The organism is Thermobifida halotolerans, assembly GCF_003574835.2.
GTDB lineage: Bacteria > Actinomycetota > Actinomycetes > Streptosporangiales > Streptosporangiaceae > Thermobifida > Thermobifida halotolerans.
Genome location: NZ_CP063196.1, coordinates 727,981 through 754,616 on the forward strand (window position 1 = coordinate 727,981; position 26,636 = coordinate 754,616).

24 protein-coding genes and 1 tRNA gene are annotated in these 26,636 nt (G+C 71.3%); 22 read left to right on the forward strand and 3 right to left on the reverse strand.

Going from position 1 to position 26,636, the window contains the following annotated elements; genetic code table 11:
• Nucleotides 1-51 precede the first annotated feature (51 nt).
• From hisI to pyk, 21 genes are all read left to right on the forward strand, one after another.
• Nucleotides 52-402: a phosphoribosyl-AMP cyclohydrolase gene (hisI, locus tag NI17_RS03265; protein ID WP_068689534.1), complete on the forward strand. Its 351-nt coding sequence runs from the start codon at nt 52-54 to the stop codon at nt 400-402.
• On the forward strand, nt 399-1,022 hold the full coding sequence (locus NI17_RS03270) for a Trp biosynthesis-associated membrane protein (protein WP_068689532.1): 624 nt from the start codon (nt 399-401) through the stop codon (nt 1,020-1,022). The genes hisI and NI17_RS03270 overlap by 4 nt, the downstream gene beginning before the upstream one ends.
• A complete protein-coding gene (locus tag NI17_RS03275) occupies nt 1,022-1,321 on the forward strand; it encodes an HGxxPAAW family protein (protein ID WP_068689531.1) in 300 nt (99 codons plus the stop codon). Before NI17_RS03270 ends, NI17_RS03275 begins: the two co-directional genes overlap by 1 nt.
• Before the next feature lie 224 nt (nt 1,322-1,545).
• On the forward strand, nt 1,546-1,899 hold the full coding sequence (locus tag NI17_RS03280; RefSeq protein ID WP_068689528.1) for a CD225/dispanin family protein: 354 nt from the start codon (nt 1,546-1,548) through the stop codon (nt 1,897-1,899).
• Between the two features lie 8 nt (nt 1,900-1,907).
• Complete coding sequence (locus NI17_RS03285) at nt 1,908-2,366, forward strand: DUF2752 domain-containing protein (protein WP_068689526.1); 459 nt, start codon at nt 1,908-1,910, stop codon at nt 2,364-2,366.
• Nucleotides 2,367-2,523: 157 nt separating this feature from the next.
• Nucleotides 2,524-3,330 (forward strand): indole-3-glycerol phosphate synthase TrpC, encoded by an 807-nt coding sequence (trpC, locus tag NI17_RS03290; protein WP_068689524.1) that lies wholly within the window; start codon nt 2,524-2,526, stop codon nt 3,328-3,330.
• Nucleotides 3,331-3,685: 355 nt separating this feature from the next.
• Nucleotides 3,686-4,921, forward strand: a complete 1,236-nt coding sequence (gene trpB / locus NI17_RS03295) for a tryptophan synthase subunit beta (protein WP_068689522.1) — start codon at nt 3,686-3,688, stop codon at nt 4,919-4,921.
• Complete coding sequence (trpA, locus tag NI17_RS03300; protein ID WP_068689520.1) at nt 4,921-5,733, forward strand: tryptophan synthase subunit alpha; 813 nt, start codon at nt 4,921-4,923, stop codon at nt 5,731-5,733. Before trpB ends, trpA begins: the two co-directional genes overlap by 1 nt.
• A 204-nt stretch (nt 5,734-5,937) precedes the next feature.
• A complete protein-coding gene (locus tag NI17_RS03305; RefSeq protein WP_068689511.1) occupies nt 5,938-6,513 on the forward strand; it encodes a MauE/DoxX family redox-associated membrane protein in 576 nt (191 codons plus the stop codon).
• 108 nt (nt 6,514-6,621) lie between these two features.
• Entirely contained in the window at nt 6,622-7,632 is a 1,011-nt protein-coding gene (locus tag NI17_RS03310) for a DsbA family protein (protein ID WP_068689509.1), read from the forward strand.
• 15 nt (nt 7,633-7,647) lie between these two features.
• Nucleotides 7,648-8,730, forward strand: a complete 1,083-nt coding sequence (lgt, locus tag NI17_RS03315) for a prolipoprotein diacylglyceryl transferase (RefSeq protein ID WP_068689508.1) — start codon at nt 7,648-7,650, stop codon at nt 8,728-8,730.
• A gap of 61 nt (nt 8,731-8,791) precedes the next feature.
• On the forward strand, nt 8,792-9,943 hold the full coding sequence (locus NI17_RS03320) for a hypothetical protein (RefSeq protein WP_234401768.1): 1,152 nt from the start codon (nt 8,792-8,794) through the stop codon (nt 9,941-9,943).
• Nucleotides 9,944-10,184: 241 nt separating this feature from the next.
• On the forward strand, nt 10,185-11,054 hold the full coding sequence (locus NI17_RS03325) for a hypothetical protein (RefSeq protein WP_243597599.1): 870 nt from the start codon (nt 10,185-10,187) through the stop codon (nt 11,052-11,054).
• A gap of 10 nt (nt 11,055-11,064) precedes the next feature.
• On the forward strand, nt 11,065-12,693 hold the full coding sequence (locus NI17_RS03330) for a bis-aminopropyl spermidine synthase family protein (RefSeq protein WP_119267914.1): 1,629 nt from the start codon (nt 11,065-11,067) through the stop codon (nt 12,691-12,693).
• Nucleotides 12,694-13,158: 465 nt separating this feature from the next.
• Entirely contained in the window at nt 13,159-17,721 is a 4,563-nt protein-coding gene (gene gltB / locus NI17_RS03335; RefSeq protein WP_068689502.1) for a glutamate synthase large subunit, read from the forward strand.
• Between the two features lie 31 nt (nt 17,722-17,752).
• Nucleotides 17,753-19,210, forward strand: coding sequence for a glutamate synthase subunit beta (locus tag NI17_RS03340; RefSeq protein ID WP_068689500.1), 1,458 nt, complete (start codon nt 17,753-17,755; stop codon nt 19,208-19,210).
• A 126-nt stretch (nt 19,211-19,336) separates the two neighbouring features.
• On the forward strand, nt 19,337-19,729 hold the full coding sequence (locus NI17_RS03345) for a DUF2784 domain-containing protein (RefSeq protein ID WP_068689498.1): 393 nt from the start codon (nt 19,337-19,339) through the stop codon (nt 19,727-19,729).
• A gap of 103 nt (nt 19,730-19,832) precedes the next feature.
• On the forward strand, nt 19,833-20,225 hold the full coding sequence (locus tag NI17_RS03350; RefSeq protein ID WP_068689496.1) for a DUF2784 domain-containing protein: 393 nt from the start codon (nt 19,833-19,835) through the stop codon (nt 20,223-20,225).
• A gap of 301 nt (nt 20,226-20,526) precedes the next feature.
• Nucleotides 20,527-21,447 carry a prenyltransferase gene (locus NI17_RS03355; RefSeq protein ID WP_068689494.1) on the forward strand — a complete coding sequence of 307 codons (921 nt, stop codon included), beginning with the start codon at nt 20,527-20,529 and terminating at the stop codon, nt 21,445-21,447.
• Between the two features lie 54 nt (nt 21,448-21,501).
• Nucleotides 21,502-22,068 carry a type 1 glutamine amidotransferase domain-containing protein gene (locus tag NI17_RS03360; protein WP_068689492.1) on the forward strand — a complete coding sequence of 189 codons (567 nt, stop codon included), beginning with the start codon at nt 21,502-21,504 and terminating at the stop codon, nt 22,066-22,068.
• Between the two features lie 59 nt (nt 22,069-22,127).
• The gene (gene pyk / locus NI17_RS03365; RefSeq protein WP_068689490.1) at nt 22,128-23,552 is read left to right on the forward strand and encodes a pyruvate kinase; all 1,425 of its coding nucleotides are present in this window, start codon (nt 22,128-22,130) and stop codon (nt 23,550-23,552) included.
• A gap of 85 nt (nt 23,553-23,637) precedes the next feature.
• Here pyk and NI17_RS03370 read toward each other — a convergent pair whose 3' ends face one another.
• From NI17_RS03370 to NI17_RS03380, 3 genes are all read right to left on the reverse strand, one after another.
• Nucleotides 23,638-24,573: a DUF1266 domain-containing protein gene (locus tag NI17_RS03370; RefSeq protein ID WP_068689488.1), complete on the reverse strand. Its 936-nt coding sequence runs from the start codon at nt 24,571-24,573 to the stop codon at nt 23,638-23,640.
• Between the two features lie 174 nt (nt 24,574-24,747).
• Nucleotides 24,748-25,275: a hypothetical protein gene (locus tag NI17_RS03375; protein WP_084012491.1), complete on the reverse strand. Its 528-nt coding sequence runs from the start codon at nt 25,273-25,275 to the stop codon at nt 24,748-24,750.
• A 397-nt stretch (nt 25,276-25,672) separates the two neighbouring features.
• A tRNA-Leu gene (locus NI17_RS03380) sits at nt 25,673-25,746 on the reverse strand.
• A 161-nt stretch (nt 25,747-25,907) separates the two neighbouring features.
• On the opposite strand from NI17_RS03380, the gene NI17_RS03385 reads away from it, so the two are divergent.
• A complete protein-coding gene (locus NI17_RS03385) occupies nt 25,908-26,471 on the forward strand; it encodes an ANTAR domain-containing response regulator (protein ID WP_068689830.1) in 564 nt (187 codons plus the stop codon).
• Nucleotides 26,472-26,636 lie beyond the last annotated feature (165 nt).

Below are 26,636 nucleotides of genomic sequence, written 5' to 3' on the forward strand. Positions count from 1 at the left end.
TAAGCACATCCTCGTCGGAGTCCCCGTCCGGGCGGCCGTAGGCTTGCTGACATGAGCAGCAGTCCTCCCCAACTGGACCCCGGTATCGCGGCACGACTCAAACGCACCCCCGACGGCCTGGTGCCCGCCGTCGTGCAGCAGTACGACACCGGGGAGGTTCTCATGCTCGCCTGGATGGACGACGAGGCGCTGCGGCGCACCCTCGCCACCCGGGCGGCCACCTACTGGTCCCGCAGCCGGGGCGAGTACTGGGTGAAGGGCGCGACGTCCGGAAACACCCAGCGGGTCGTCTCCGTCGCGCTCGACTGCGACGGCGACACCCTGCTGGTCAGGGTCGACCAGACCGGTGGGGCCTGCCACACCGGCGACCGGACCTGCTTCGACGCGGACCGGCTGCTGTGAGAACCGGACACGTCGCCGCGCCCGCCCGCCCCCGGCGCCGGGAGTACCTGCTGGCGCTCGCGCTCACCGCGTCCGGAGCCGTCGCACTGCTCGCCGTCTCCGCGCAGGTCTGGGCCAGCGCCCGGGTGGACCTGGCGGGCGACCTCGCTCCCGTCGCCGTGGAACTGTCCGCCTCCGAGGTGGTCCCGGCCGTCTCCGCGTTGGGCTGGGCCGCCCTGGCCGCCCTGGCCGCGCTGGTCGCGACCGGGGGAGCGGCCCGACGCCTCGTGGGGCTGCTGGTGGCGCTGCTGGGCGGCGGGGCCCTGCTCGCCGTCGCGCTCGGCGTCCGCTCCGCGGCGCTGGCGGACGCCGCCGCGCGGGCGGCCACCGCCGAGGGCGCGGTCGGCGGCGTCACCGTGGCGTGGGCCTGGCCGGTCCTGGCCGCCGCGGGCGCCGCACTGCTGCTCGCCGCGGGAGTGCTGACGCTGGTCAGGGGTACCGTATGGCCTGCCATGAGCAGCCGGTACGATCGCCACAGCGCCCCCCGCGCGACCCGCACCGACACTCCCGCGGAGCTGTGGAGGTCGCTCGACAGCGGCGCGGATCCCACCGATGAGAACGCTGAACCGAAGGAGCGTTGATGGCCGAAGAGCACCACGACGACCACGGCAACACCCTGGCCGGCTGGTTTCTGACCATCTCGTGGATCGTCGTCTGGACTGTGGCCGCGGTCGCGATCATCGCCGGGCTGGACCTTCTCACCTGGACGGTTGTCGGCCTGGGCGCCAGTGTCGCGTGCGCCGCCGTGGCCGGTGCGATGAAGAGGGCGGGGATGGGCCGCAAGGCGCCCCGCCCCCGCCCGATGACCCGCGAGGAGTACGAGGCGCGCCTCGCCGAGTCCGCGAAGACCGCCGAGAGCGGCGAGACCGCGGCGGTGTGACGGACCGGTCTCCGGGCGTGGCCTCCGGGGACCGGCCGAGTGCCACTCCGGTTCGATCGCCGATCGTTACCGGCCCCGTCCATACATTTGACAGAAAAATCTGGCATGATTCGGTCCGTCCGCGGCGCGTATGGAGCGGTATCTCCAACCGTGACACCCGTTGGTCCCTGTCTCCGGGTCGCGACGCGCTCTGACGATCCGCCGTAACGAAAGACAAACCAACCATGAGCTACGGTCCTCCCGGCCCGCCGCCCGGCGGCTACGGCCCACCCCCCGGTTCCTACCCCAGCGGTGGCCAGCCCGCCGCGCAGCCGCCCAAGAACTACCTGTGGATGAACATCCTGGGCATCTTCGGCTGCACGATCGTCGGCATCATCGGCCTGGTCTTCGCGCTCCAGGTCAACAGCAAGTGGAACATGGGCGACTACGCCGGTGCCGAGAGCGCGGCCAACACCGCCAAGATCCTGGGAATCATCGGCCTCATCAGCTTCATCCTGATGGTGATCTTCTGGGTCGTCTACATCATCTTCTTCGTCGTCCTCCTGGGCGCGTCGGCGACGACGACCTATCCCTACTAAAGAAGCCCATGGCCGACTCGTCGGATCTGGCGCGACCACGGCGCCGCCCGCATCCCGCGGCGGCGCCGTTGGCGTTGGGCGCCCTGGGACTGGTCGGCGCGGTCGTCGTGCACCTCGTCGACCCCAACGAACCGGGGCACTACCCGACCTGCCCGTGGCTGGCCGTCACCGGCACCTACTGCCCCGGGTGCGGCACGACCCGCGCCCTGCACGCGCTGACCCACCTCGACATCGTCGGCGCCGCGCAGATGAACATCCTGCTGCTGGCCGTGCTGCCCTTCCTCGCCCACGCCTACGTGCGCTGGCTCCACCGGGCCTTCCGGCCCTCCGACGAACCCCCCGGGCAGGTCAGCCAGTTCTGGGCGTGGCTGCTCCTGGGCGCCGTCCTCGTCTTCTGGGTGGTGCGCAACCTGCCCTTCGGAGTGCTGCTCGCCCCCGGCGGGATTCCCGCGCCGCTCCTGTCCTGACCCGACCGGGGCGGTGCGGGCCTCGCCCGGTCGGGGACGCAATGAGCGGTGCCGGTGTCCGGCGGCCCGCGGGGATGGATACGATCGGGGATACACGACAGGAGTGGGCGCTCTCACTCCCGGTCACCCAGTCGACAGCAAGAAGGGGCCCTCTCACGTGAGCGTGCTCGACGAGATAATCGACGGAGTGCGCGCGGATCTCGCGGAACGCCAGGCCGCCGCGCCCTTGGATCGACTCAAAGAGCAGGCCGCGACCCTACCGTGGCCCAAGGACGTGGTGGCGGCGCTGCGCGCCCCCGGAGTCCAGGTCATCGCCGAGGTGAAGCGCTCCAGCCCCTCCAAGGGCGCGCTCGCCGCGATCGCCGACCCCGCCGCACTGGCCCGCGACTACGCCGCGGGCGGCGCCTGCATGATCAGCGTCCTGACCGAACAGCGCCGCTTCGGCGGCAGCCTGGCCGACCTGGCCGCGGTGCGCGCCGCCGTGGAGACGCCGCTGCTGCGCAAGGACTTCGTGGTCAGCTCCTACCAGTTGTGGGAGGCGCGCGTGCACGGCGCGGACGCCGTCCTGCTGATCGTGGCAGCGCTGTCCCAGGCCGCACTGGTCTCCCTGGTGGAGCGGGCCGAGTCGCTCGGGCTGACCCCGCTCGTCGAGGTGCACACCGAGGAGGAGGTCGAGCGCGCTCTCGACGCCGGAGCCACGGTCATCGGAGTCAACGCCCGCGACCTCAAGACCCTGAAGGTCGACCGCGAGACCTTCACGCGGCTGTCCCCGCTGATCCCCGACGACAGGATCAGGATCGCCGAGTCCGGTGTGCGCGGCCCCCACGACCTGCTCGCCTACGCGAGCGCCGGGGCCGACGCGGTGCTGGTCGGTGAGAGCCTGGTGGTCGGGCGCAAGCCCCGTGAGGCCGTCGCCGACCTCGTCACGGCGGGCGCCCACCCCGCGCTGCGGGACCGGCACTGACCGTGGACAGGCTTCCTGCTCCCCGCGCCGCGACGCTGACCCGGCGATGGCGATGGAGGCCACGCGGATAGGTCGGCGGGCTGCGCGCCGACCCGCGACCGCGACGCGATCCGGGCGTCCTCGTGCATACTGCGGGTATGCGCGGCACAGCCCGTCGTGCCGGACAGCGGGTGTGCGGTGCTCGCAGGCGGGACCGCAGGACCACAGCCACCTGCCCCGACCGCCGTTCACCGGCGACCGCCAGACCGCCCGCGTGGCCTCCGTACGCAAACCCGCGCGGCTGTCGCACGCGGGTTTGCGCCACGACCGACCGTCCACCCCACGCCGTGCCCCGCGTGCGGCACCTGGAGACCCGATGAACACTGACAGCGCACATCCCGTGCCTCCCTACCTCGGCGAGGGCGGACACTACGGCCGGTTCGGCGGCCGGTTCAGTCCCGAAGCCCTCGTCGCGGCCCTCGACGAGGTCGCCGCGGCCTGGGACAAGGCCAAGACCGACCCGGAGTTCCAGGCCGAACTCCACCGGCTGCTGACCGAGTACACCGGTCGCCCCAGCCCGCTGACCGAGGCCCGCAACTTCGGCGAGTACTGCAACGGAGCGCGCGTCTTCCTCAAGCGCGAGGACCTCAACCACACCGGCTCCCACAAGATCAACAACGTGCTCGGCCAGGCGCTGCTCACCAAGCGCATGGGCAAGACCCGCGTCATCGCCGAGACCGGGGCGGGCCAGCACGGGGTGGCCACCGCCACCGCGTGCGCGCTGCTCGGCCTGGAGTGCGTGATCTACATGGGTGAGGAGGACACCCGGCGGCAGGCCCTCAACGTCGCCCGCATGAACATGCTCGGCGCCGAGGTCGTCCCCGTCACCGTGGGCAGCCGCACCCTCAAGGACGCCGTCAACGAGGCGTTCCGCGACTGGGTCGCCAACGTCGACACCACCCACTACCTGCTGGGCACCGTCGCCGGACCGCACCCGTTCCCGTCCATGGTCCGCGACCTGCACTACGTCATCGGCGCCGAGGCCCGCGCCCAGGTTCTGGAGCGCACCGGAAGACTGCCCGACGCCGTCGCGGCCTGCGTGGGCGGCGGGTCCAACGCCATCGGCATCTTCGCCGCCTTCGTCCCCGACGAGACGGTGCGGCTGTACGGGTTCGAGGCGGGCGGCGACGGGGTGGCCACCGACCGGCACGCCGCCTCCATCACCGGCGGCAGCGTCGGTGTCTTCCAGGGCGCCCGAACCTTCCTCCTCCAGGACGAGTACGGCCAGACCGTGCCCAGCCACTCCATCTCCGCCGGACTGGACTACCCGGCGGTGGGTCCCGAGCACGCCTGGCTGGCCGACTCCGGGCGCGCCACCTACGCCGCCGTCACCGACGCCGAGGCCATGGAGGCGTTCCGGCTGCTGTGCCGCACCGAGGGCATCATCCCGGCCATCGAGAGCGCGCACGCGCTCGCCGGAGCGCGCACCGTCGGAGCCGAACTCGGACCGGACGCCACCATCGTGGTGAACCTGTCGGGCCGCGGGGACAAGGACGTCAACACCGCCGCCGCCTACTTCGGACTCCTCGACGACGAAGGGAAGCAGAGCTGATGACCACGCTGCGACGCAGACTCGCCGAGGCCAGGACCGAGGGAAGGGCCGCGCTGATCGGCTACCTGCCCGCGGGCTTTCCCGACGTGGAGTCCTCCATCAGGGTCGTCCAGGCGATGGTCGAGGGCGGCTGCGACGTCATCGAGGTCGGGCTGCCCTACTCCGACCCCACCATGGACGGCCCCACCATCCAGAGGGCCGCCGACGCGGCGCTGGCCGCGGGCACCACCCCCAAGGACGTGCTGACCGTGGTCCGGGCCACCGCCGCGACCGGCGCGGCGGCCCTGGTCATGTCGTACTGGAACCCGATCGAGCGGTACGGCGTGGCGGCCTTCGCCGCCGACCTCGCCGAGGCCGGCGGGTCGGGCGTCATCACTCCCGACCTGATCCCCGAGGAGGCCGAGTCCTGGATCAGGGCCAGCGACGCCGCCGGGCTCGACCGGATCTTCCTGGTCGCCCCCTCCTCCACCGACGACCGCCTCAGGCTGACCTGTGAGGCCTCACGGGGGTTCGTGTACGCGGCGTCGCTGATGGGCGTCACCGGAACCCGGGCCAGGGTCGCCGGAACCGCCCGGCGGCTCGTGGAGCGCGCCCGCGAGGCCACCCGGGACAGCGGGCTGCCGGTCTGCGTCGGCCTGGGGATCTCCAACGGCGCCCAGGCCGCCGAGGTCGCCGCCTACGCCGACGGGGTCATCGTCGGAGCCGGTTTCTGCCAGCGGGTCCTGGACGCGCCCGACCTGGACACCGCGTGCGAGCGGGTCCGCTCCTTCGCCGCCGAACTCGCCGAGGGCGTGCGGTCGGCGGCTCGGTGAAAATCCGGTGAGAGTGCACCGCTGAACCCCACTCCCGGCCCCCCGGTTCGCAACCGGGGGGCTACGGTGCTGGTGGACGCCGCCCCGATCTCCGATCGAGACGTGACAAGTCGACTACCCACAGTAGTAGTCTTCTGTGTCGTTCCCGTGGCGTCCGTGCCCACACGCACAGCGCCGCACACCAAGACACGTTCGGGGAGAGGCATGTCGACCGGCACCGAAGAGAACGCTCGGAGCGGCAGCGGGGAGACCACCCACAGCGACGGGCCGCCGTCACGTCCGACCACCGCCTCCCGATGGGCGAAGGTCCAGCCGTGGGCGAGCCTGGCCGCGCGACTGGCACTGGCGGGAATCCTGGGATACGCCGGATACACCAAGGTGATCGTGCCCGCCCTCTCGGTGGAGTCGGTGGCGGCCTACCAGCTCTTCAGCGACGACGTCAACCAGTTCATCGGCTACACCCTGCCCCTGTTCGAACTCGCCCTGGCCCTGCTGCTGCTGGCCGGACTGGCGACCCGGCTCACCGGAATCGTCTCCGCCCTGCTCATGTTGGTCTTCATAGCGGGCATCGCCTCGGCGTGGGCGCGCGGGCTGGCCATCGACTGCGGCTGCTTCGGCACCGGCGGCCCCGTGGACGCCGACGAGACCGCCTACGGTCTGGACATCGCGCGCGACCTCGGCTTCATGGCACTGGGGCTGTTCCTCGCGGTCTGGCCGCGCTCACCGCTGTCACTCGACCGGGTCCTCGACCTCTACCCGGGCTCCGGCCGGGAGCGGTAGAACTCCACCGACCCCGCACGCGGGCACGAGCCCAGGCGGACACGGACGGCGGCCACACCCCGGTCCGGCAACCACACAGTGTTCCAACGAGAAGATGGTGATCGGCTGATGAGCAAGGAGTCGCGGCGAGCCAATCGCGAGCGTCTCAGGCAGGAGCGACTCAAGGAGCAGCAGCGCGCCAAACGCAACAGACTCCTGGCCGCCATCGGCGCGGCGGTCGCCGTGATCGCCTTCGTCGTGGGAGGCGGCTACCTGGTCATGCAGGCCTCCGGCGGGACGGCGGCGGAGGAGTACCGGGGCGCCCTCGCCCCCCAGACCCTCCAGGAGGACGGCAGCGTCGTCATGGCCGTCGACGGCGCCCAGGCCCCCGTCGTGGAGGTCTACGCCGACTACCAGTGCTCCCACTGCGCCCGGTTCGAGCAGATCAACGGCGACACCCTCAAGGAGTTGGCGGCCGAGGGCGAAGCCGTCGTCCACCTGCGCCCGGTGAGCATCTTCGCCGACGCCGGCGAACCGGCGGGCGGCAACTCGCTGCGCGCGGGCGCGGCGGCGCGGGCCGCCGCCGACCACGGCAGGTTCGTCGAGTACAACGACATCCTCTTCGACAACCAGCCCAGCACCTCCCAGGAGGGGTTCACCGTCGACGAACTCGTCGCCTGGGGGGAGGAGGTCGGCATCACCGACCCCGCCTTCGCCGAACGGGTGCGGGCCGAAAGCGAGGTCGTGGAGGAGTTCGTCACGAACTACTACCCTGAACTGTCGACCAAGGCACAGGCCGAGATCCCCGAAGACCGGTTGCAGACGATGCGGTTGAGCGACCTGGTCGAGTGGGGTGAGGACAACGGCGTGGACTCCTCCTTCATGGCGGGCAGCTACGTCGAGACCGTCCTCGACGCCACCGCCGCGGTCAACACCAAGTACTCCGAGGGCGACAACGCGTTCGGGGGTACCCCGTCCATCTACGTCAACGGTGAACTCCTGGGCAACGAGACCTACTCCGCGACCGACTTCCGCGAGGCGGTCGAGGCCGCGCCTCCCGGCGAGGTCGACACCCTTCCGGCGGTCCGGGACGACGCCACGGCGCCCTCGGCTTCGCCGTCCTCCTCCCCACCGGCCTAAGGAAAACCCGGAGCAATGACGATTCCGTTGAGCACCACCGCGGGCGCGGCCGACCTCGGCCGCGCCCTCGCGGCTATTCCCAGCCCCGGCACGAACGCCATCGAACTGGGTCCGCTGAAGATCCACTTCTACGCGCTGTGCATCCTGGCCGGGGTCATCGTCGCGGTCTACTGGAGCGAACGCCGTTGGGCGGCCATGGGCGGCCGACCCGGCACGATCATGGACCTCGCGGTGCCCGCGGTGCTCCTCGGTCTCGTCGGCGGACGCATCTACCACGTCATCACCGACTACCAGCTCTACTTCGGCCCCGACGACAACCCCGTCTCGGCCCTCTACATCTGGAACGGCGGCCTGGGCATCTGGGGGGCGATCCCGCTGGGCGCGCTGGGCGTGTGGTGGGTGGCGCACCGGCGCGGCCTGTCGCTGTCGCAGCTGTCGTTCGCGATCGCCCCGGCCATCCCGCTGGCGCAGGCCTTCGGACGCTGGGGCAACTACTTCAACCAGGAGCTGTTCGGCGCCCCCACCGACCTGCCGTGGGCCCTGGAGGTGGACCCCTACCTGGAGAACGGCCTCCCGCGCCCGGGGGTGATCCCCGGCGCCGAGACCTACCACCCGACGTTCCTGTACGAGTCCCTGTGGTGCCTGGCGCTGGCGGTCGTGCTCGCCTGGCTGGGACGGCGCTACGGAGACGCGCTGCGCGGCGGACGACTGTTCGCGCTCTACGTCATGGGCTACTGTGTGGGACGGTTCTGGATCGAGTACCTGCGGGTCGACCCCGCCCACGAGGTTCTCGGGCTGCGCCTCAACAACTGGACCTCCCTCCTGGTCCTCCTCGGCGCGCTCGCCTACTTCGTGTGGGCCGGAAGGCGACTCGACAAGTTCTCCTCCCGGGTGCTGCCCGAGGGCGAGGACGAGGGCACCCAGTTGATCGGAGCCGACCCCGACGAGGAGGACCAGGACACCGTCCCGGCCACCGGGGCGCTCTCCGACGAGGAGGCGGCCGTGCGGTCGGGATCCCGGTCGTCGTCGCCGGGCGGCGACGCCGCCGACAACGGTCCAACCGAGTCCACGACCCGAGAAGACGAGTCGCGGAACTGACGCACGACGTTCTCCCCCTCGCGGCACCGCCGCGAGGGGCCCGCACCCATTGGATGAGTACGTGAAGCTGCACAACGCCGACTCCGCAGGGAACCGGGCCCGCGGCGGCTCGGGGCGCCGGACCGTCACCGAACACCGTCCGGACGACCACGACGACCCTCCCGAGGCCGAACCCCGCTCCGCCAAGGCGCGCCGGAAGTCCCGCGGAGGCCGCCGCTCCACCGGACGGATCAAGCAGGCCGCGGCCAAACGGGGCGCCAGGAAGCACAGCGGCGCAAAAACCGCCGCCGCGGACGAACCCACGGCCGGGAGCAGGGGCGCCTCCGACGCCTCCCGGCGCTCCGCCCGCACCAGGAAGCCCAGGACCGTCGACCACGTCTCCCGGTTCTCCGCGTCGGCGCTGCGCAGGGTCACCGTGCTGGGCGACCGTCCCGAGCAGGTCGTCTACACCCTCGCCGAGCAGAGCCGCCAAAAACACGGCACCTACGTGCTGATCGCGCTGCTGGTCATGGCGGTCATCTCCCTGCTCGCCCTGTTGGCCGCGCTCGTCTTCCAGGTGCTCAACCCCCAGGCGGCCACCAACCAGGGGCCCGCGCCCATCGTCGAACCGCCCGCCGGACACAGCACCCTGCGCCCCGAACTGTTCCACGCCCAGGAGCAGCAGGACATCTTCGAGCCCATCGCCGAACGCGCCCCCGACGCCGAGCCCCTCACCGAGGAGCAGATCTTCGGGTCGGTCCAGGAACTGTCCCTGAGCGGCATGGAGCTGACCCTGCGCGACTCCGAGGTCACCGACACCTGCACCGCGCTGGTGTGGGGCGACCAGCTCGCCCAGACCCTGTCCACCGGCTCCTGCGTCTCCGCGGCCCGCGGTGTCTACCAGGACGAGAACGACGAGTACGTGGCACAGTTCACACTCTTCGACCTGGCGGACGCCGATGCCGCCAGCGCCACCCTGCAGAGCCTGGACTCCGACACCGAGCCGGGCTTCCTGCTGCCCATGGCGGACGGCATCGAAGGCCTGCACACCGGCTACAGCCAGGCCACCGCCCAGGCCATGGGACACTACGTCGCGGTCTTCTGGGTGGCCCGCGCCGACGGCGCGGAACCCTCCGGCGACGACTCCATGGCGACCCTCAACGTCGCCGCCATGGACGCCGCCCTCGTGGTCTACGAGCAGGTCCGCGACGCCAAGGAAGGAGAGGAGGACTGAGACCGGCGCGGCCCCGCCGATCCCGGGGCGGGCCGCCGACGAGTCCTCTATCCTTCCCTACAGCCCCTCCCCAACCATCCGCTCACCGAAGAGGTCACAGGTGTCACCTACCGAGTCGCCCGTGTCCGGCGCCCCCGGCCGACGCAGGAAGCCCCCCGCGAGCACCCCCCAGGAGCGTTCTGGGCGGAGCCGGGGGACCCGCCGCCGCAGAGGCGGTCGACGCGCGGGCAGACGCTTCCCCGTGGTGCCGGTCCTCATCGGTGTGCTGGTCGTCGCCGTGGCCGCGGTGGCCGTGGTCGCGGTCATGCGGTTCACCGGCCCGGGAGAACCGACGGCCGTCACGGCCATGCCCAACCGGTACCAGGTCTACGAGTCAGGGCAGGCCAACGAACTCCTGGCCAACCGCGACGACGACCCGCGTCCCTTCACCGAACGCGACTTCTTCGCGGAGGGCGACTCCGACATCGGCTCCGGAGACCTGGCCTTCACCCTCCAGGCCCAGTCCATCACCGAGGACTGCACCGAGGCGGTGTGGGGTTCCAGAGCCCTGGCCGCGGTGGAGAGCGCCGACTGCTCGCAGGTGGTGCGCGGCGGCTACGTCTCCGCCGACCACATCGGTGTCGCGGCGGTCTTCAAACTCCGCGACGTCGAGGCGTCCCGCACGCTCGCGAAGGGACTGGACCCCTCCGAGGACGAGGAGGCCGCCGAGGGGAGCGAGGGGGGCGGCTTCCTGCTCCCGCCCAGCTCCGAGGCGCCCTTCGACGCCCTCGGCACGGGCTACAGCTCGGCCGAGGCCACCGTCAACGGCCACTACCTGCTCGTGCTGTGGGTGCAGTCCAAGGACTCCGCCTCCGCCGAGGAGGTCGAGGTCCTCCAGGACCCCCTGGTCACGCTGAGCCGCTTCGACATGCCCATCTACCAGCGGATCAACGAGCGCAAGAACTTCCTGGAAAGCAACGGGCAGGACACCGGGACCGGGACGGGAGCCGAGGAGGACGCGACCGGGACCGACACCGGGGACACCGGCGCCGAGGGCACCGGAACCGGCACCGAGGGCACGGGCACCGAGGGCGCCGGAGAGGGCGCGGGTGCCCCCCAGGGCACCGGATGATTCCCGCCCCATGACCCGCGACACCGCACCGCACGCCCCGCTCGCCGAGCGGGGCGTGCACGCCGTGCGCGGCCACCTGGTCCTGGCCGCCCTCGCCGACGGACGCTGGTGGACCGCACGCGACCTCGTACGCGCCACCGCGGTGGCCCACCGGGTGGTCGTCGAGACCCTCGCCGCCGTCGACCCCGAACTCGACCGCGACGGCGACCGCGTCCGCCTGCGCGACCCCGCACGTTACGCCCCCCTCACCGACCTGCCCCGCCTCGCCGACCCCGTCGGCCACCTGCTCGCCGCACACGCCGACACCGAAACCGAACTGCGGCGGCTGGTCGCCGAGGCGCCCCCACCCCGCGCGGACCTGGACCACGTGTCCGCCACCGCCCGCACGGCGCTGCGCCGCGCCCTGTTCCTCACCACCCGCTTCACCATGGACGGCGCGCGCCTGCTGTGCGTGGGCGACCACGACCTCACCTCCCTGGCCCTGACCCTGCTGTGCCCCGACGCCGAGGCGATCGTGGTGGACATCGACGAGCGCATGCTCGGCTACATCGACGCCGCCGCGGCCCGACTCGGCCGGAAGGTCCGCTGCCACTTCGCCGACCTGCGCATCGGCCTGCCCCCGGCCGTACACGCCAGCGCGGACCTGGTCTTCACCGACCCGCCCTACACCCCCGAGGGCGTGGAACTGTTCGTCCGACGCGGCCTCGAGGGAGCGGCCGACCCCAGGAGCACGCGGGTGCTCCTCGCCTACGGCGCGAGCGAGACCACCCCGGCCCTGACCGCCCGCGTCCAGGAACGCCTGGTCCGACTCCACCTCGCCGTCGAGGCGATCTGGCCGGACTTCAACCGCTACCTGGGAGCCGAAGCCATCGGCGCGGCCAGCGACCTGTACGTCCTGCGCGCCACCACGCGCACACCCGTCGGCGGACGCAAGGCCCCCTCGACGGCGCGCATCTACAGCCAGGGAACCAACGCCAGGGAGTCGACCGAGTCGATCACCGCCCGGAGTGCGCCCTCCGTGTGGGCCGACGCCGACCCCGACGTCTTCGTCGGCGACTGGCCGCGGGAGGCGCTGCCCGAGGGCGCCCGCCGCGTCCCCCTGGCGACCTGGCTGTCCGCACCGGTGACCGCCCGGTGCGCGGCGGTGAACCTGACCGGCGGGGCCGAGGCCCTGACCGAACGGGTGATCCTGGCCGCGGCAGCCGGAAACCTGCGCGTCGTGGTGGGATCGCACGCCGCCCAGGTCCGCGACGAGGCGGGCCGGGACGCGCTGCGCCGCGTCGTCGGCCCGCACCGCCCCCTGGAGTTCCGGCACGCCGTCCCCGACCCGCGCCACACCGTCATCCGGGTGGGCGCCGCACCGGAGCCGCACGACACCGCCGACACCGCCGCCTGGCTCGCCCACCGCCTCCGCGAACGCGCCCACGGCTCGGTGGCCTCCGTCCTGCGCGAAGGACTCGTCCAGGCCGCGGCCCGCTCGGGGCGGCCCGTCAACAAGAAGTGGGCCCGCACCAACGTCGCCGCGGCACTGCCGTGGCTGTCCGGCCACACCCTGCTGGACCTGCCGCTGCACCGCTTCGGGGAACTCGACGCCGCGCTGCGCCGACTCGCCGAGGCCCTTCCGCGGTCCGGGGGGTGACAAAGTCCCGCCGGGGCACGGACCGCGACCGCCGGGGCGGGTGAGGAGGACATATTACGAGCATGTAAGCTTGCCAGCGGTCGTCACGCATGCCTTTTCACAAAAGAGGTTTCGCGGCGTCATCTGTGGGATACATAGTCGCAAGCCGCGGCAACCACGCGGCACCGCGGACACGTCCCCCACGAGGGGGAGTACCGCGCAGGTGGACAGCGTCGTACCGCGACGACCCATGGTCTAGACCTCAAGCTACAGTGGGAACTGGACCACCAAGAAGTGAGTCACCGGCGGGTGGCGCACTGCCCGAGCAGGCACCGACGGTCACGATGGAGTGTCCCGCGGACCGATCGACCCCGAATCCGCGCGAACAGGTGTCGGGCAGCACGACCACCGCGTCGACGCAGCAGGGCCAACGTCGTCCCGAACTGCGCTTTCTGTGAAGCTCAGAGAAAGACGACAGGAGGGTAGATGCCTGCTGGCCAGGTGCGGCGTTCGACGGTCCGACCGAACGCGAAGACCACTTCCGAGGGCCTGTACGACAGCTCCTACGAACACGACTCCTGCGGCGTCGGTTTTGTCGCCGACCTCTCCGGTCGTCGCAGCCACGACATCGTCGAGAAGGCGCTGACCGTCCTGCGCAACCTCGACCACCGCGGCGCGTCCGGAGCCGACCCCGAAGACGGCGACGGCGTGGGAATCCTCACCCAGATCCCCGACGAGCTCTACCGCGAGACCTGCGGGTTCGAACTTCCCGAGGCGGGCGCCTACGCCGTCGGCATCGCGTTCCTGCCCACCGAGGCCGCCGCGCGCTCCGAGGCCGTCGCCGCCATCGGCCGCATCGCCGACGAGGAGAACCTGACCGTCCTCGGTTGGCGCGACCTTCCCTTCGAACCCCAGTACTGCGGCCCCGTCGCCCGCGAGAACATGCCGTTCTTCGGCCAACTGTTCCTCGCCGGCCGCCCCGGCACCCCCACCGAGGGGCTCACCGGAATCGAACTGGAGCGCCACGCCTACTGCGTGCGCAAGCGCGCCGAGCACGAGGTCGGCGTCTACTTCGCGAGCCTGTCGCCGCGCACCATCACCTACAAGGGCATGCTGACCACGCCCCAGTTGGAGCCCTTCTTCCCGGACCTGTCCGACCGCCGCTACGCCTCGGGCCTGGCACTGGTGCACTCGCGCTTCTCCACCAACACCTTCCCGTCGTGGCCGCTGGCGCACCCGTTCCGCTACATCGCCCACAACGGCGAGATCAACACCGTCAAGGGCAACCGCAACTGGATGCGCGCCCGCGAGGCCACCCTCGCCAGCGACCTGCTGCCCGGCGACATCTCCCGGATCTTCCCCATCGTCGACACCGAGGACTCCGACACCGCGTCCTTCGACGCCGCCCTCGAACTGCTGCACCTGGGCGGCCGGTCGCTGCCGCACGCGGTGCTCATGATGATCCCCGAACCGTGGGAGAACCACACCGAGATGGACCCGGCGGTGCGGGCCTTCTACGAGTTCCACTCCATGCTCATGGAGCCCTGGGACGGCCCCGCCTCCGTCACCTTCACCGACGGCACCCTCATCGGCGCGGTCCTGGACCGCAACGGCCTGCGCCCCGGCCGCTACTGGGTCACCGACGACGGCCTCGTCGTCATGGCCAGCGAGGTCGGCGTCCTCGACATCGCCCCCGAGCGCGTCGTCCGCAAGGGCCGCCTCCAGCCCGGCCGCATCTTCGTGGTGGACACCGCCCAGGGCCGCATCATCGAGGACGAGGAGCTCAAGGCCGAACTCGCCGCCGAGCATCCCTACGCCGAGTGGCTCGCCGACAACGTCGTACGCCTGGAGGACCTGCCCGCCGCCACCCCCGCCCCCGTCGACGACATCGTCCACCACCAGCGGGTCTTCGGCTACACCGAGGAGGAACTGCGCCTCCTGCTCACCCCCATGGCGCGCACCGGCGCCGAGGCCATCGGCTCCATGGGCACCGACACGCCCGTCGCCGTGCTGTCCAGCCGCTCCCGCCAGCTCTTCGACTACTTCTCGCAGAACTTCGCGCAGGTCACCAACCCGCCGCTGGACGCCATCCGCGAGGAGCTCGTCACCAGCCTGAAGGCGGCGCTGGGCGCCGAGGAGAACGTGCTGTCCCCCGACCCGGAGGACTGCCGCCGCATCGCGCTGGAGACCCCGATCATCCAGGGCTCCCAGCTCGCCGCCATCATCGAGGCCGGCGGCCCCGACGGCGACCCCGCCTTCCGCGCCCACGTCGTCAGGGGCGTCTACCCCGTGGCGGGCGGCGGCAAGGCCCTCACCGCGCGCCTCGACGAGATCTGCGCCGAGGTGTCCCAGGCCATCGCCGACGGCGCGCACATCATCGTCCTCAGCGACCGCGGAGCCGACGCCGACCACGCGCCCATCCCGTCGCTGCTGCTCACCGGCGCGGTCCACCACCACCTGGTCCGCGAGAAGACCCGCACCGAGGTCGGCCTCGTCGTCGAGGCCGGCGACGTCCGCGAATGCCACCACGTCGCCCTGCTGCTGGGCTACGGCGCGTCCGCGGTCAACCCCTACCTGGCCCTGGCCACCGTCCGCGACCTCGCCGAGCGCGGCGTCATTTCGGGCCTCGACCCCGAGACCGCCTCCCGCAACACCGTCAAGGCGTTCGGCAAGGGCGTGCTGAAGATCATGTCCAAGATGGGCGTGTCCACCGTCAGCTCCTACACCGGCGCGCAGATCTTCGAGGCCCTCGGCCTCGGCGAGGAGGTCATCGAGCGCGCCTTCGCCGGCACCACCTCCCGCCTGGGCGGCGTCGGTTTCGACGTCCTCGCCGAGGAGACGCGCGTCCGCCACGCCGCCGCCTACGCGCCCAACCCCGCCGACCACCGCCGACTGGCCGTGGGCGGCGAGTACCAGTGGCGCCGCGAGGGCGAACCGCACCTGTTCAACCCCGAGACGGTCTTCAAGCTCCAGCACTCCACCCGGACCCGGCGCTACGAGATCTTCAAGGAGTACACCTCCAAGGTCGACGAGCAGGCCGAGACCCTCATGACCCTGCGCGGCCTGTTCCGGCTCAAGGAGGGCGTGCGCGAGCCCGTGCCGGTCGAGGAGGTCGAGCCGGTCTCCTCGATCGTCAGGCGCTTCTCCACCGGCGCCATGTCCTACGGCTCCATCTCCGCCGAGGCCCACGAGACGCTCGCCATCGCCATGAACCGGCTCGGCGGCAAGTCCAACACCGGCGAGGGCGGCGAGGACCCCCGCCGCTTCACCCCCGACCCCAACGGGGACCTGCGGCGCAGCGCCATCAAGCAGGTGGCCTCCGGCCGCTTCGGCGTCACCTCGCACTACCTGACCAACGCCGACGACATCCAGATCAAGATGGCCCAGGGCGCCAAGCCCGGCGAGGGCGGCCAGCTGCCCGGCCACAAGGTCTACCCGTGGGTCGCCGACACCCGGCACTCCACCCCCGGCGTCGGCCTCATCTCCCCGCCGCCGCACCACGACATCTACTCCATCGAGGACCTCGCCCAGCTCATCCACGACCTGAAGAACGCCAACCCGTCGGCGCGCGTCCACGTCAAGCTGGTCTCCGAGGCCGGAGTGGGCACCGTGGCCGCGGGCGTGTCCAAGGCCCACGCCGACGTGGTGCTGATCTCCGGGCACGACGGCGGAACCGGCGCCTCCCCGCTCACCTCGATCAAGCACGCCGGAACACCCTGGGAGCTCGGCCTGGCCGAGACCCAGCAGACCCTGCTGCGCAACGGCCTGCGCGACCGCATCGTGGTGCAGGTCGACGGCCAGCTCAAGACCGGCCGCGACGTCATCATCGCCGCCCTGCTGGGCGCCGAGGAGTTCGGTTTCGCGACCGCGCCGCTCGTGGTCTCCGGCTGCGTCATGATGCGCGTGTGCCACCTGGACACCTGCCCGGTGGGCGTGGCCACCCAGAACCCCGAGCTGCGCAAGCGCTTCAACGGCAAGCCCGAGTTCGTCGTCAACTTCTTCGAGTTCATCGCCGAGGAGGTCCGCGAGTACCTGGCCGCCCTCGGCTTCCGCAGCCTCGACGAGGCGATCGGCGCCGTCGAACTGCTCGACACCCGCGACGCCGTCGACCACTGGAAGGCCACCGGACTCGACCTGGCCCCGGTCCTGCACCAGGTGCAGCCCTGGGACAGCGACCACCGCCGCCAGATCCGCACCCAGGACCACGGCCTGGAGAAGGCCCTCGACAACACCCTCATCCAACTGTCCGAGGGCGCCCTCGACTTCGGCACCCCGCTCAAGCTGGACCTGCCGGTGCGCAACGTCAACCGCACCGTCGGCACCATGCTCGGACACGAGGTCACCAAGCGCTACGGCGCCGAGGGCCTGCCCGACGACACCATCGACATCACCTTCACCGGCTCGGCGGGACAGTCCTTCGGCGCGTTCGTGCCCAGGGGCGTCACGCTGCGCCTGGTCGGCGACGCCAACGACTACGTCGGCAAGGGACTGTCCGGCGGACGCGTCATCGTGCGCCCCGCCGACGACATCCAGTTCACCGCCGAGGACAACATCATCGCCGGCAACGTCATCGCCTACGGAGCCACCTCCGGTGAGCTGTTCCTCCGCGGCATCGTCGGCGAACGGTTCTGCGTCCGCAACTCCGGCGCGCTGGCCGTCGTCGAGGGCGTCGGCGACCACGGCTGCGAGTACATGACCGGTGGACGCGCCGTCATCCTGGGACGCACCGGACGCAACTTCGCGGCCGGCATGTCCGGCGGCATCGCCTACGTCCTCGACCTGGACGAAGGCCGCGTCAACACCGAGATGGTCGACATCGACCCGCTCGACGACACCGACCGCGCCTTCCTGGAGGACGTCCTGACCCGCCACCACGCCGAGACCGGCTCCACCGTGGCCCAGCGGCTCCTCGCCGACTTCGACATCGCCGTCGAACGCTTCGCCAAGATCATGCCGCGCGACTACAAGCGCGTCCTGAACGCCCGGGCCGAAGCCGAACGCGACGGACGCGACGTGGCCGAGGCCATCATGGCCGCCGCCCAGTCCTGACACACACCCCAGAAAGGAGGGACGAAGAGACATGGCCGACCCCAAGGGCTTCCTCAAGATCACCGACCGGGAGCTGCCCAGGCACCGCCCGGTGGACATCCGGATCCAGGACTGGCGCGAGGTCTACGAGGACTTCGACCGCGGCACCCTCATCAAGCAGGCGTCGCGCTGCATGGACTGCGGCATCCCGTTCTGCCACAACGGCTGCCCCCTGGGCAACCTCATCCCCGAGTGGAACGACCTGGTCTACCGGCACGACTGGCGTGAGGCGATCGAACGGCTGCACGCCACCAACAACTTCCCCGAGTTCACCGGCCGGCTGTGCCCGGCCCCGTGCGAGTCGGCGTGCGTCCTGGGCATCAACCAGCCCGCCGTCACCATCAAGAACGTCGAGGTCTCCATCATCGACCGCGCCTGGGAGGAAGGCTGGGTGCGCCCCGAGCCGCCCACCGTGCGCACCGGCAAGAGGGTCGCCGTCATCGGCTCCGGCCCCGCCGGACTCGCCGCCGCCCAGCAGCTCACCCGCGCCGGGCACACCGTGACCGTCTACGAGCGTGCCGACCGCGTCGGCGGACTGCTGCGCTACGGCATCCCCGAGTTCAAGATGGAGAAGCGGCACGTCGAACGGCGCCTCGCCCAGATGCGCGCCGAAGGCACCGAGTTCCGCACCGGCGTCAACGTCGGCGTGGACCTCAGCGCCGAGCAGTTGCGCGCCGACCACGACGCCGTCGTTCTCGCGGGCGGCGCCACCGCCTGGCGCGACCTGCCCGCCAAGGGCCGCGAACTCAACGGCGTCCACCAGGCCATGGAGTACCTGCCCCTGGCCAACCGGGTGCAGGAGGGTGACTTCGACACCCCGCCCATCACCGCCGAGGGCAAGCACGTCGTCGTCATCGGCGGCGGCGACACCGGTGCCGACTGCGTGGGCACCGCCCACCGCCAGGGCGCGGCCTCCGTCACCCAACTGGAGATCATGCCCAAGCCCCCGGCCGAACGGCCCGACAGCCAGCCGTGGCCGACCATGCCGATGGTCTACAAGGTCACCAGCGCCCACGAGGAGGGCGGCAAGCGCCTGTACTCGGTCAACACCCTGGAGTTCCTGGGTGACGACGAGGGCAACGTGCGCGCCCTCAAGCTGGTCGAGGTCAACCGCACCGACAGGGGCTTCGAACCGGTCCCCGGCACCGAACGCGAGATCCCCGCCCAGCTCGTCACCCTCGCCATGGGCTTCCTCGGCCCGCAGAAGGAGGGCCTGCTGGAGCAGCTCGGCGTGGAACTCGACGGACGCGGCAACGTCAAGCGCGGCACCGACTACGCCACCAGCGTCGAAGGCGTCTTCTGCGCCGGAGACATGGGCCGCGGCCAGTCCCTCATCGTGTGGGCCATCGCCGAGGGACGCAGCGCCGCCGCCGCGGTCGACGCCTACCTGTCCGGCAGCACCAGCCTGCCCACCGCGATCCCGCCGACCGCACGGCCGCTGACCGTCTGACCCGCCGCGGCACACAGCGACACCCAGCCGAGGGCCGCCCCGGGGCGGCCCTCGGCCCGTCGCCGACCACCATCCCGGGGGGGGCGGTCCCGGTATCGGACCGGTGTTCCCGGGTAGCGTCCAGGCATGGTGTACGCCCTGCTGGCCGACGCCGCCATGGTGGTCCACTTCGCCTTCCTCGCCTACCTCGTCTGCGGGGGCTTCCTGGTCTGGCGCTGGCCCAAGATGATCTGGCCGCACCTGGCGGCCGCCGCCTACGGTCTGGGCATCGCCGTCATCGGCTGGCCCTGCCCGCTCACCTGGCTGGAGGAGTGGGCCCGCGCCAGGGCCGGACAGGAGGGACTGGACCCGGGAGGCTTCATCTCCCACTACCTCACCGGCGTCGTCTACCCCGCCGAGCACCTGCCCCGGGTGCAACTGGCCGTGGCGGTCGTCGTCGTGCTGTCCTGGATCGGAGCCTGGTTCGCCCGCCGCCGCGCCCGCAGACGGCCCCGCTCACCCTCCTCAACGCCGCACTGACCGGCACACGGACCAGGAAAGCGGGCGCCGGAGCGGACCCGAGGCCGCCGACCGGTGAAGACCCCGATGCCCCGGACCCGCGACGGTAGGTAACTTCTCGGACATGGGATATCTCATCGTGGCCGAGGCCGCCATGGCCCTCCACTTCGCCTTCCTCGCCTACGTCGTCTGCGGCGGCTTCCTGGTCTGGCGCTGGCCCCAGGCGATCTGGCCGCACCTGGCGGCCGCCGCCTACGGTCTGGGAGTCACCGTCGTCGGCTGGCTCTGTCCGCTGACCTGGCTGGAACACTGGGGCCGCGTCAACGCCGGACAGGAGGGGCTGGGCACCGAAGGCTTCATCTCCCACTACCTCACCGGCGTCGTCTACCCCGCCGAGCACCTGCGCGAAACACAACTGGCCGCCGCGGCGGTCGTCGCCCTGTCCTGGATCGGAGCCGCCCTGCTCGCCCGCCGCCGCGCCCACCGCACCCGCGAATCATCCCCCGCCATGCGCTGAACCGCAAAAACAGCACGGAAAAGACCCCCGAGCAGGTGTGAACCCACGACCGGGAAGCTGGGCGGGCGAGGTGTTCCACCCCAGGCCCCGGGCGGCCCCACCACGGGGCGGCGCAGGAGTGGGGAGGCACCCCGGCGCCGACCCACCCGCACCCCACCGGCGAGCCCGCACCACAGCACCCCGGCCCCGGGACGACCCGCCCCACCGCAGCCGACCAGCACCACACCCCCGGAACACCCCGCCGCCTCTCCCAAACTCCCGGCACTGGGTTTGAACCGCCCCCCGGGGGCACGTGTCCACCATGGGCACCGCCACACGGGACATGCTGTACGCGGCCGAGCACTTCATCGCCCGCAACGCCCGACTCCTGGACCGCTACCGCTACGCCCACCACTTCCAGGGCGACCCGCCCCGCGCCGCCCTCGCCGTCCTCGACACCTACCGCAACATCGACGGAGGCTACGGCAACGCCCTCGAACCCGAACTGCGCGGCCACGGCAGCCAACCCCTCGCCACCGCACGGGCCCTGCGCCTCCTCGACGAACTCGGCGCCCTGCCCGCCGACACCGTCAGGGGGCTCTGCCGCTACCTCACCGGCGTCACCCGGCCCGACGGAGGAGTGCCTCCCGTCCTGCCCAACGTCCGCTACACCGAGGTCGCACCCTGGTGGCGCGACCGCCGCGACTTCACCGGATCCCTCAACCCCACCGCCGCCATCGCCGGACTGCTCCACAAGCACCACATCACCGGCCCCTGGCGGGACCGCGCCACCGCCTTCTGCTGGGGCCGGATCCGCACCCTCCGCTGGACCGACGCCGAGGAGGCCGACGCGGTGTGCGTCTTCCTGCACCACGCCCCCGACCGCGCCCGCGCCCGCGCCGAGACCACCCGCCTGGCCTCCGTGATCCGCGCCGTCGTCGACACCGACCCGGCCGCCCAGGGACGCGTCCACACCCCGCTGGACCTCGCCCGCCGCCCCGACGACCTCGCCTGCACCCTCTTCACCGACGCCGAGATCGACGCCCACCTCGACGCGCTGATCGCCACCCAGGACACCGACGGCGGCTGGCCGCTCACCCGCACCTGGGCCGCCGGACCCGACGCCGAACGGCGCGGCGACCTCACCGTGCGTCACCTGCTCACCCTGAGCGCCCACGGACGTGTCCCCCGCCCCACCCCGCCCACCGTGCCCCCGCCCCGGCGACGCATGAACGTCCGATGACCGGGCAGGGGACCCACGACCGCAGAAACCCACCCGACCGGGAGGAACAGCACCATGGCCAACGAACTCAACGGAGCCGTCGTCGCCGTGCTCGTCGCCCCCGAGGGAACCGAACAGGTCGAACTCACCGACCCCTGGAAGGCGGTCCAGCAGGCCGGCGGCCAGCCCCGCCTCATCTCCACCACGGGCGGACGCATCCAGGGCTTCAACCACCTCGACCGGGCCGACACCTTCGCCGTGGACTTCACCGTCGACGAGGTCAACGTCCGCGACTTCGACGCACTCCTGCTGCCCGGGGGCGTGGCCAACCCCGACTACCTGCGCACCCAACGGGGCGCCGTCGACCTCGTCCGCGGCTTCTTCGACGCCGGACTGCCCGTCGCCGCCATCTGCCACGCCCCGTGGACCCTCATCGAAGCCGACGTCGTCCGAGGCCGCACCCTCACCTCCTACCCGAGCCTGCGCACCGACCTGACCAACGCGGGAGCCACCTGGGTCGACGAACCGGTCGTCGTGTCCACCGACGGCCCCAACGAGCTCGTCACCAGCCGCGGCCCGAAGGACCTGCCCGTCTTCAACAAGGCTCTGGTCAGCACGTTCGCGGCGAAGTCGGCTGCGTGACGCCTACTCGCAACCTGGTTTAGACCAATCGGCATCCGAGAAGCTCTAAAGTGTTACACGTGACACGTCGAGCAAAAATCGTCGCGACCCTCGGCCCGGCCACGTCGAGCCCGGAGACCCTCCGCAAGCTCGTCGAGGCCGGGCTGGACGTAGCGCGACTCAACCTCAGCCACGGTACCCACGACGACCACCGCGCCAACTACGCCAACGTCCGCGCCGCCGCCGAGGCCAGCGGACGCAGCGTCGGCATCCTCGCCGACCTCCAGGGCCCCAAGATCCGCCTCGGCACCTTCGCCGACGGACCGGTCGACCTGAACCCCGGCGACGAGTTCACCATCACCGTCGACGACGTCCCCGGCGACCGCCACCGGGTCTCCACCACCTACAAGGGACTCCCCGGCGACGTCCGCCCCGGCGACCGCGTCCTCATCGACGACGGCCGCGTCGTCCTCGAATGCGTCAAGAGCTCCAGCACCGACGTCCACACCCGCGTCATCATCGGCGGACCGGTCTCCAACCACAAGGGCCTCAACCTCCCCGGCGTCTCCGTCGCCGTCCCCGCCCTGACCGAGAAGGACGAACGCGACCTGCGCTGGGCACTCGAGCAGGGCGTCGACCTGGTCGCGCTGTCCTTCGTCCGCAGCCCCGCCGACGCCGAAGACGTCCACCGGATCATGGACGAGGTGGGCGTGCGCGTGCCCCTCATCGCCAAGATCGAAAAACCCCAGGCCGTCGAGCGCCTCCAGGACATCATCGAGGCCTTCGACGGGGTCATGGTCGCCCGCGGCGACCTCGGCGTCGAACTGCCCCTGGAAAACGTCCCCATGGTGCAGAAGCGCGCCGTCGAACGCTGCCGTGACAAGGCCAAGCCGGTCATCGTCGCCACCCAGATGCTCGAGTCCATGATCGGCGCGCCCCGACCCACCCGCGCCGAGGCCTCCGACGTGGCCAACGCCGTCCTCGACGGCGCCGACGCCGTCATGCTCTCCGGTGAGACCAGCGTCGGGAAGTATCCCGTCGAGACCGTGCAGACCATGGCGCGCATCGTCGCCGCCGCCGAGCAGGAGTCCCTGCGCGCCTCGCACATCCTCAACCGCGTCCCCGAGACCGTCGGCGGCTCCATCGCCCGCGCCGCGGCCGAGGTCGGCGCCACCGTCGGCGCCAAGGCCCTGGTGGCCTTCACCAGCAGCGGCGAGACCGCGCGCCGACTGGCCCGCTACCGCTCGCCCATCCCGCTGCTGGCCTTCACCACCGAGTCCGCCACCCGCTTCCAGCTCTCCCTCACCTGGGGGGTGGAGACCCACCTCGTGCCGTGGGTGGACAACACCGACGACATGGTCCGCCAGGTCGAGACCGAACTGCTGGACATGGGCTACCAGAAGGGCGACAAGGTCGTCATCGTCGCCGGAAGCCCGCCCGGAACCCAGGGCTCCACCAACATGCTCCGAGTGCACCGCATGGGTGACGCCATCACCAACCGGTGAGCCACCGCCGGACATGTTCCCCGGCGGGGTGACCACGTCGCACCCCGACCGGGGAGCCCGGCCCCCACGGGGAAGCGGCGGCCCCTCAGCGGCGCGCCTCGCCCCGGTCGCCCGCGGGCACCCGCTCCAGCGGCATGTCCCACGGCAGCAGCCGCCACGGACTCGCCGGATCGGTGGTCAACAGCCCCAGCGCCGTCCACATCCGGTCCGCTCCCACCGTCGACGGGCCGCCACGCTCCAGCAGGAACCCGGCGTGGAAGGCCGCCGACAACTGACTCCACCCCCCGAAACGGCGCTGCAGGTCCGAGGCCACCCGGCGCAGCAGGCGCTGCGTCTCCACCGGACTCAGCCAGTCCAGCGTCGCGCCGCCGCAGATCAGCGGGACCAGATACACCGCCCGCCACCACTGGTAGGCGCCCACGACCACCGAGTCGGCGGACTCCTGCGCCCCCGCGACCTGCCGCAGCCGCGCCACCTGCTCGGGGGTGAGCACCAACGTCTGGTCGGGCCGCGAACCGTCGGAGCGGCGGCTGCGCGCCACACCCGAACGCAGGTCCACGAACAGGTCGGTGTCGGCGGCGGCGTGCAGCTCGTCCCAGAGCCGCTCGATCTCGGCCAGCAGCTCCGCGCGGTCGGTGATCCCCCGCTCCCTGGTGAACGTCCGGCGGTAGCGCCACCGCAGCTGGGGCCGCACCACCACGTCCCACGGCTCGGCCAGTGCCACCCGGAACGGCGCGGCCACCGCCGCCGCCCACCGTTCGGTGCTCAGCGCAGCGTCGGGATTCCCGGTGCGCAGCGCGGGAGCCTCGCGGGCGCCCACGACCAGTTCGGCGAACGTCCCCGCGACCAGGGCGGCCACGGGCAGCAGCGCCCATCCGGGCAGCCCGGAGACGACGAGCACCACGGCGAGCAGCGCCAGGGGAGCCATCAGCCACGGCAGGCGGCGCCTGGACGCCCACGACACCACGGCCCACGCGCCGATCGCCAACGCGCCCACGATCCCGGCCACCGCGGTGAACACCCGTCACTCCCTTCCCCGCCGTCCGCGGCAGGACACAGAGAAAACCCGACGCTTCCAGGATCGATGACCGTGACCAGCGACGGAAACCAAAGCGGCATGTTGTACTCAGGTTGTGGCCGTGATGTGACCCGCTATGCCCCGGAGCGTCCAGAAAAGCGCAGGTAACAGCACTGATCAGTGCTTGGGTCCGACGAAGGAGTCGAGGAGCGCCACGGATTTCCGCTCGGCCACGGAGAGGATTCCGGACCGCCTGTGCGGCCCGTTGTCACGGAACCGCAGGGACCACCGGACCCCGAGACGGTCCAGGGCCTCCCCGAGCAGACCGATGATCTCCTCGGAGGTGCTGGAGAAGAAGTACCGCGGATACTCGTGGTACTTCCACTCCGCGCCGACCGTGCGGCGGACCCGGTTGGTGGCGCGGCAGCCGTCGGAGCGGAGCAGGCCGCGGATCAACTCCTCGGGATGGCGGTCGGCGATGTCGCGTCGCCGGGAGGCCGGTTCGATCCTGCGGTCGTGTTTCCTCCCAGGACCGTGCTGCGGAAAGAGGCAGGGCCGGTGCCTCCACCGGGCGGCCACCTCGGTGCGCCCCGTCTTGGAAACGGTGCCGGTCCTGTGGTGGGGCAGGACCGCTTGGAGAGTGTCGACGCACTCGCGTATGAGACCGGGCCAGGAGGCGGCGCAGAAGATGCGAAGAGCCCACACCCCCTTCTCCCGGTCCCCGCGTAGCTGATGCGGCCGTCACCGGGGTAGAGGCCGAGCAGGTAACCAGAGGCAGGTTGGAGATCCGGCGGGCCTGGAACCGGAGCGCGGCGCACACAGGTCTCGGATTCCTGTCTCTCCGGTTTCTCGGGATCGACGGCCCGGTCGCGGATGGCCGCGCGGGAAGTTCCGGTCCGACGGCTGACCTCACTGACGGACAGGCCGGAGTGACACATGGAGACCGCCTGGCGGCGAATGCGGAGAGGGTGCGTGTCTCCGTGACCAACTGTTTCTCGTACCCGCGTTCGACGGTCGAGGGTGCTGTGGAGAACTTCCTGGAAGCGGAACCGGCCGAACAAGAAAAGCCACCTGTGGCAGGTGGCCTTCATTCGGGACAGAGTACCCCGGGTCGGATTCGAACCGACACTGTATGGATTTTGAATCCACCATCTCTGCCAATTGGATTACCGGGGCTCTATTGGTTTGTCAAGCGATTTGGTGAAAATATTTTGTTGTCCCCGCCTCAGGGGGATCGACAAGGGGGCCTCGTCCGACTGGATTGACCTCCCCGGTGGTGCAGACCATCTTAGCGGATCTCTGTACCCTCTATGTCTGTGACGCAGACGCAGAGCCGCGTGGTGATCGCGGAAGACGAGGCCCTGATCCGACTGGATCTGAAGGAGATGCTCGAGGAGGACGGCTACGAGGTCGTGGGGGAGGCCGGGGACGGGGAGACCGCCGTCCGCCTCGCCACCGAGTTGCGGCCCGACCTCGTCATCCTCGACATCAAGATGCCCGTCCTCGACGGACTGTCCGCCGCCGAGCGGATCGCCGCCGAGCGGATCGCGCCCGTGGTCATCCTGACCGCGTTCTCCCAGCGCGACCTGGTGGAGCGGGCACGCGACGCCGGGGCGATGGCCTACCTGGTCAAGCCCTTCACCAAGACCGACCTGGTGCCCGCCATCGAGATGGCGGTCAGTCGCTACGCGGAGATCGCCGCGCTGGAGGCCGAGGTCACCGGACTGAACGAGCGCCTGGAGACCCGCAAGATCGTCGAACGCGCCAAGGGGCTGCTGCAGAGCAGGCACGGTCTCAGCGAACCCGAGGCGTTCCGGTGGATCCAGAAGAACTCCATGGACCGCAGGCTCACGATGCGCAGGGTGGCCGAGACCGTGGTGGAGACGCTCGGTGACCAGTAGCCCCCCCGGGAGAAGCGTTCCCTCCCCGACAGGCCAGGGCCGTCCGCCGGAGTGCGGGCGGCCCTTTTTGCCACCTTTGTCGGGAAAGTAGGTCAAACGCAGAAGTGTTCCGATTGCGTCACGGTTGCGCACGAAGCAGTGACGTTTGGGTCACGTGGCTTTAGC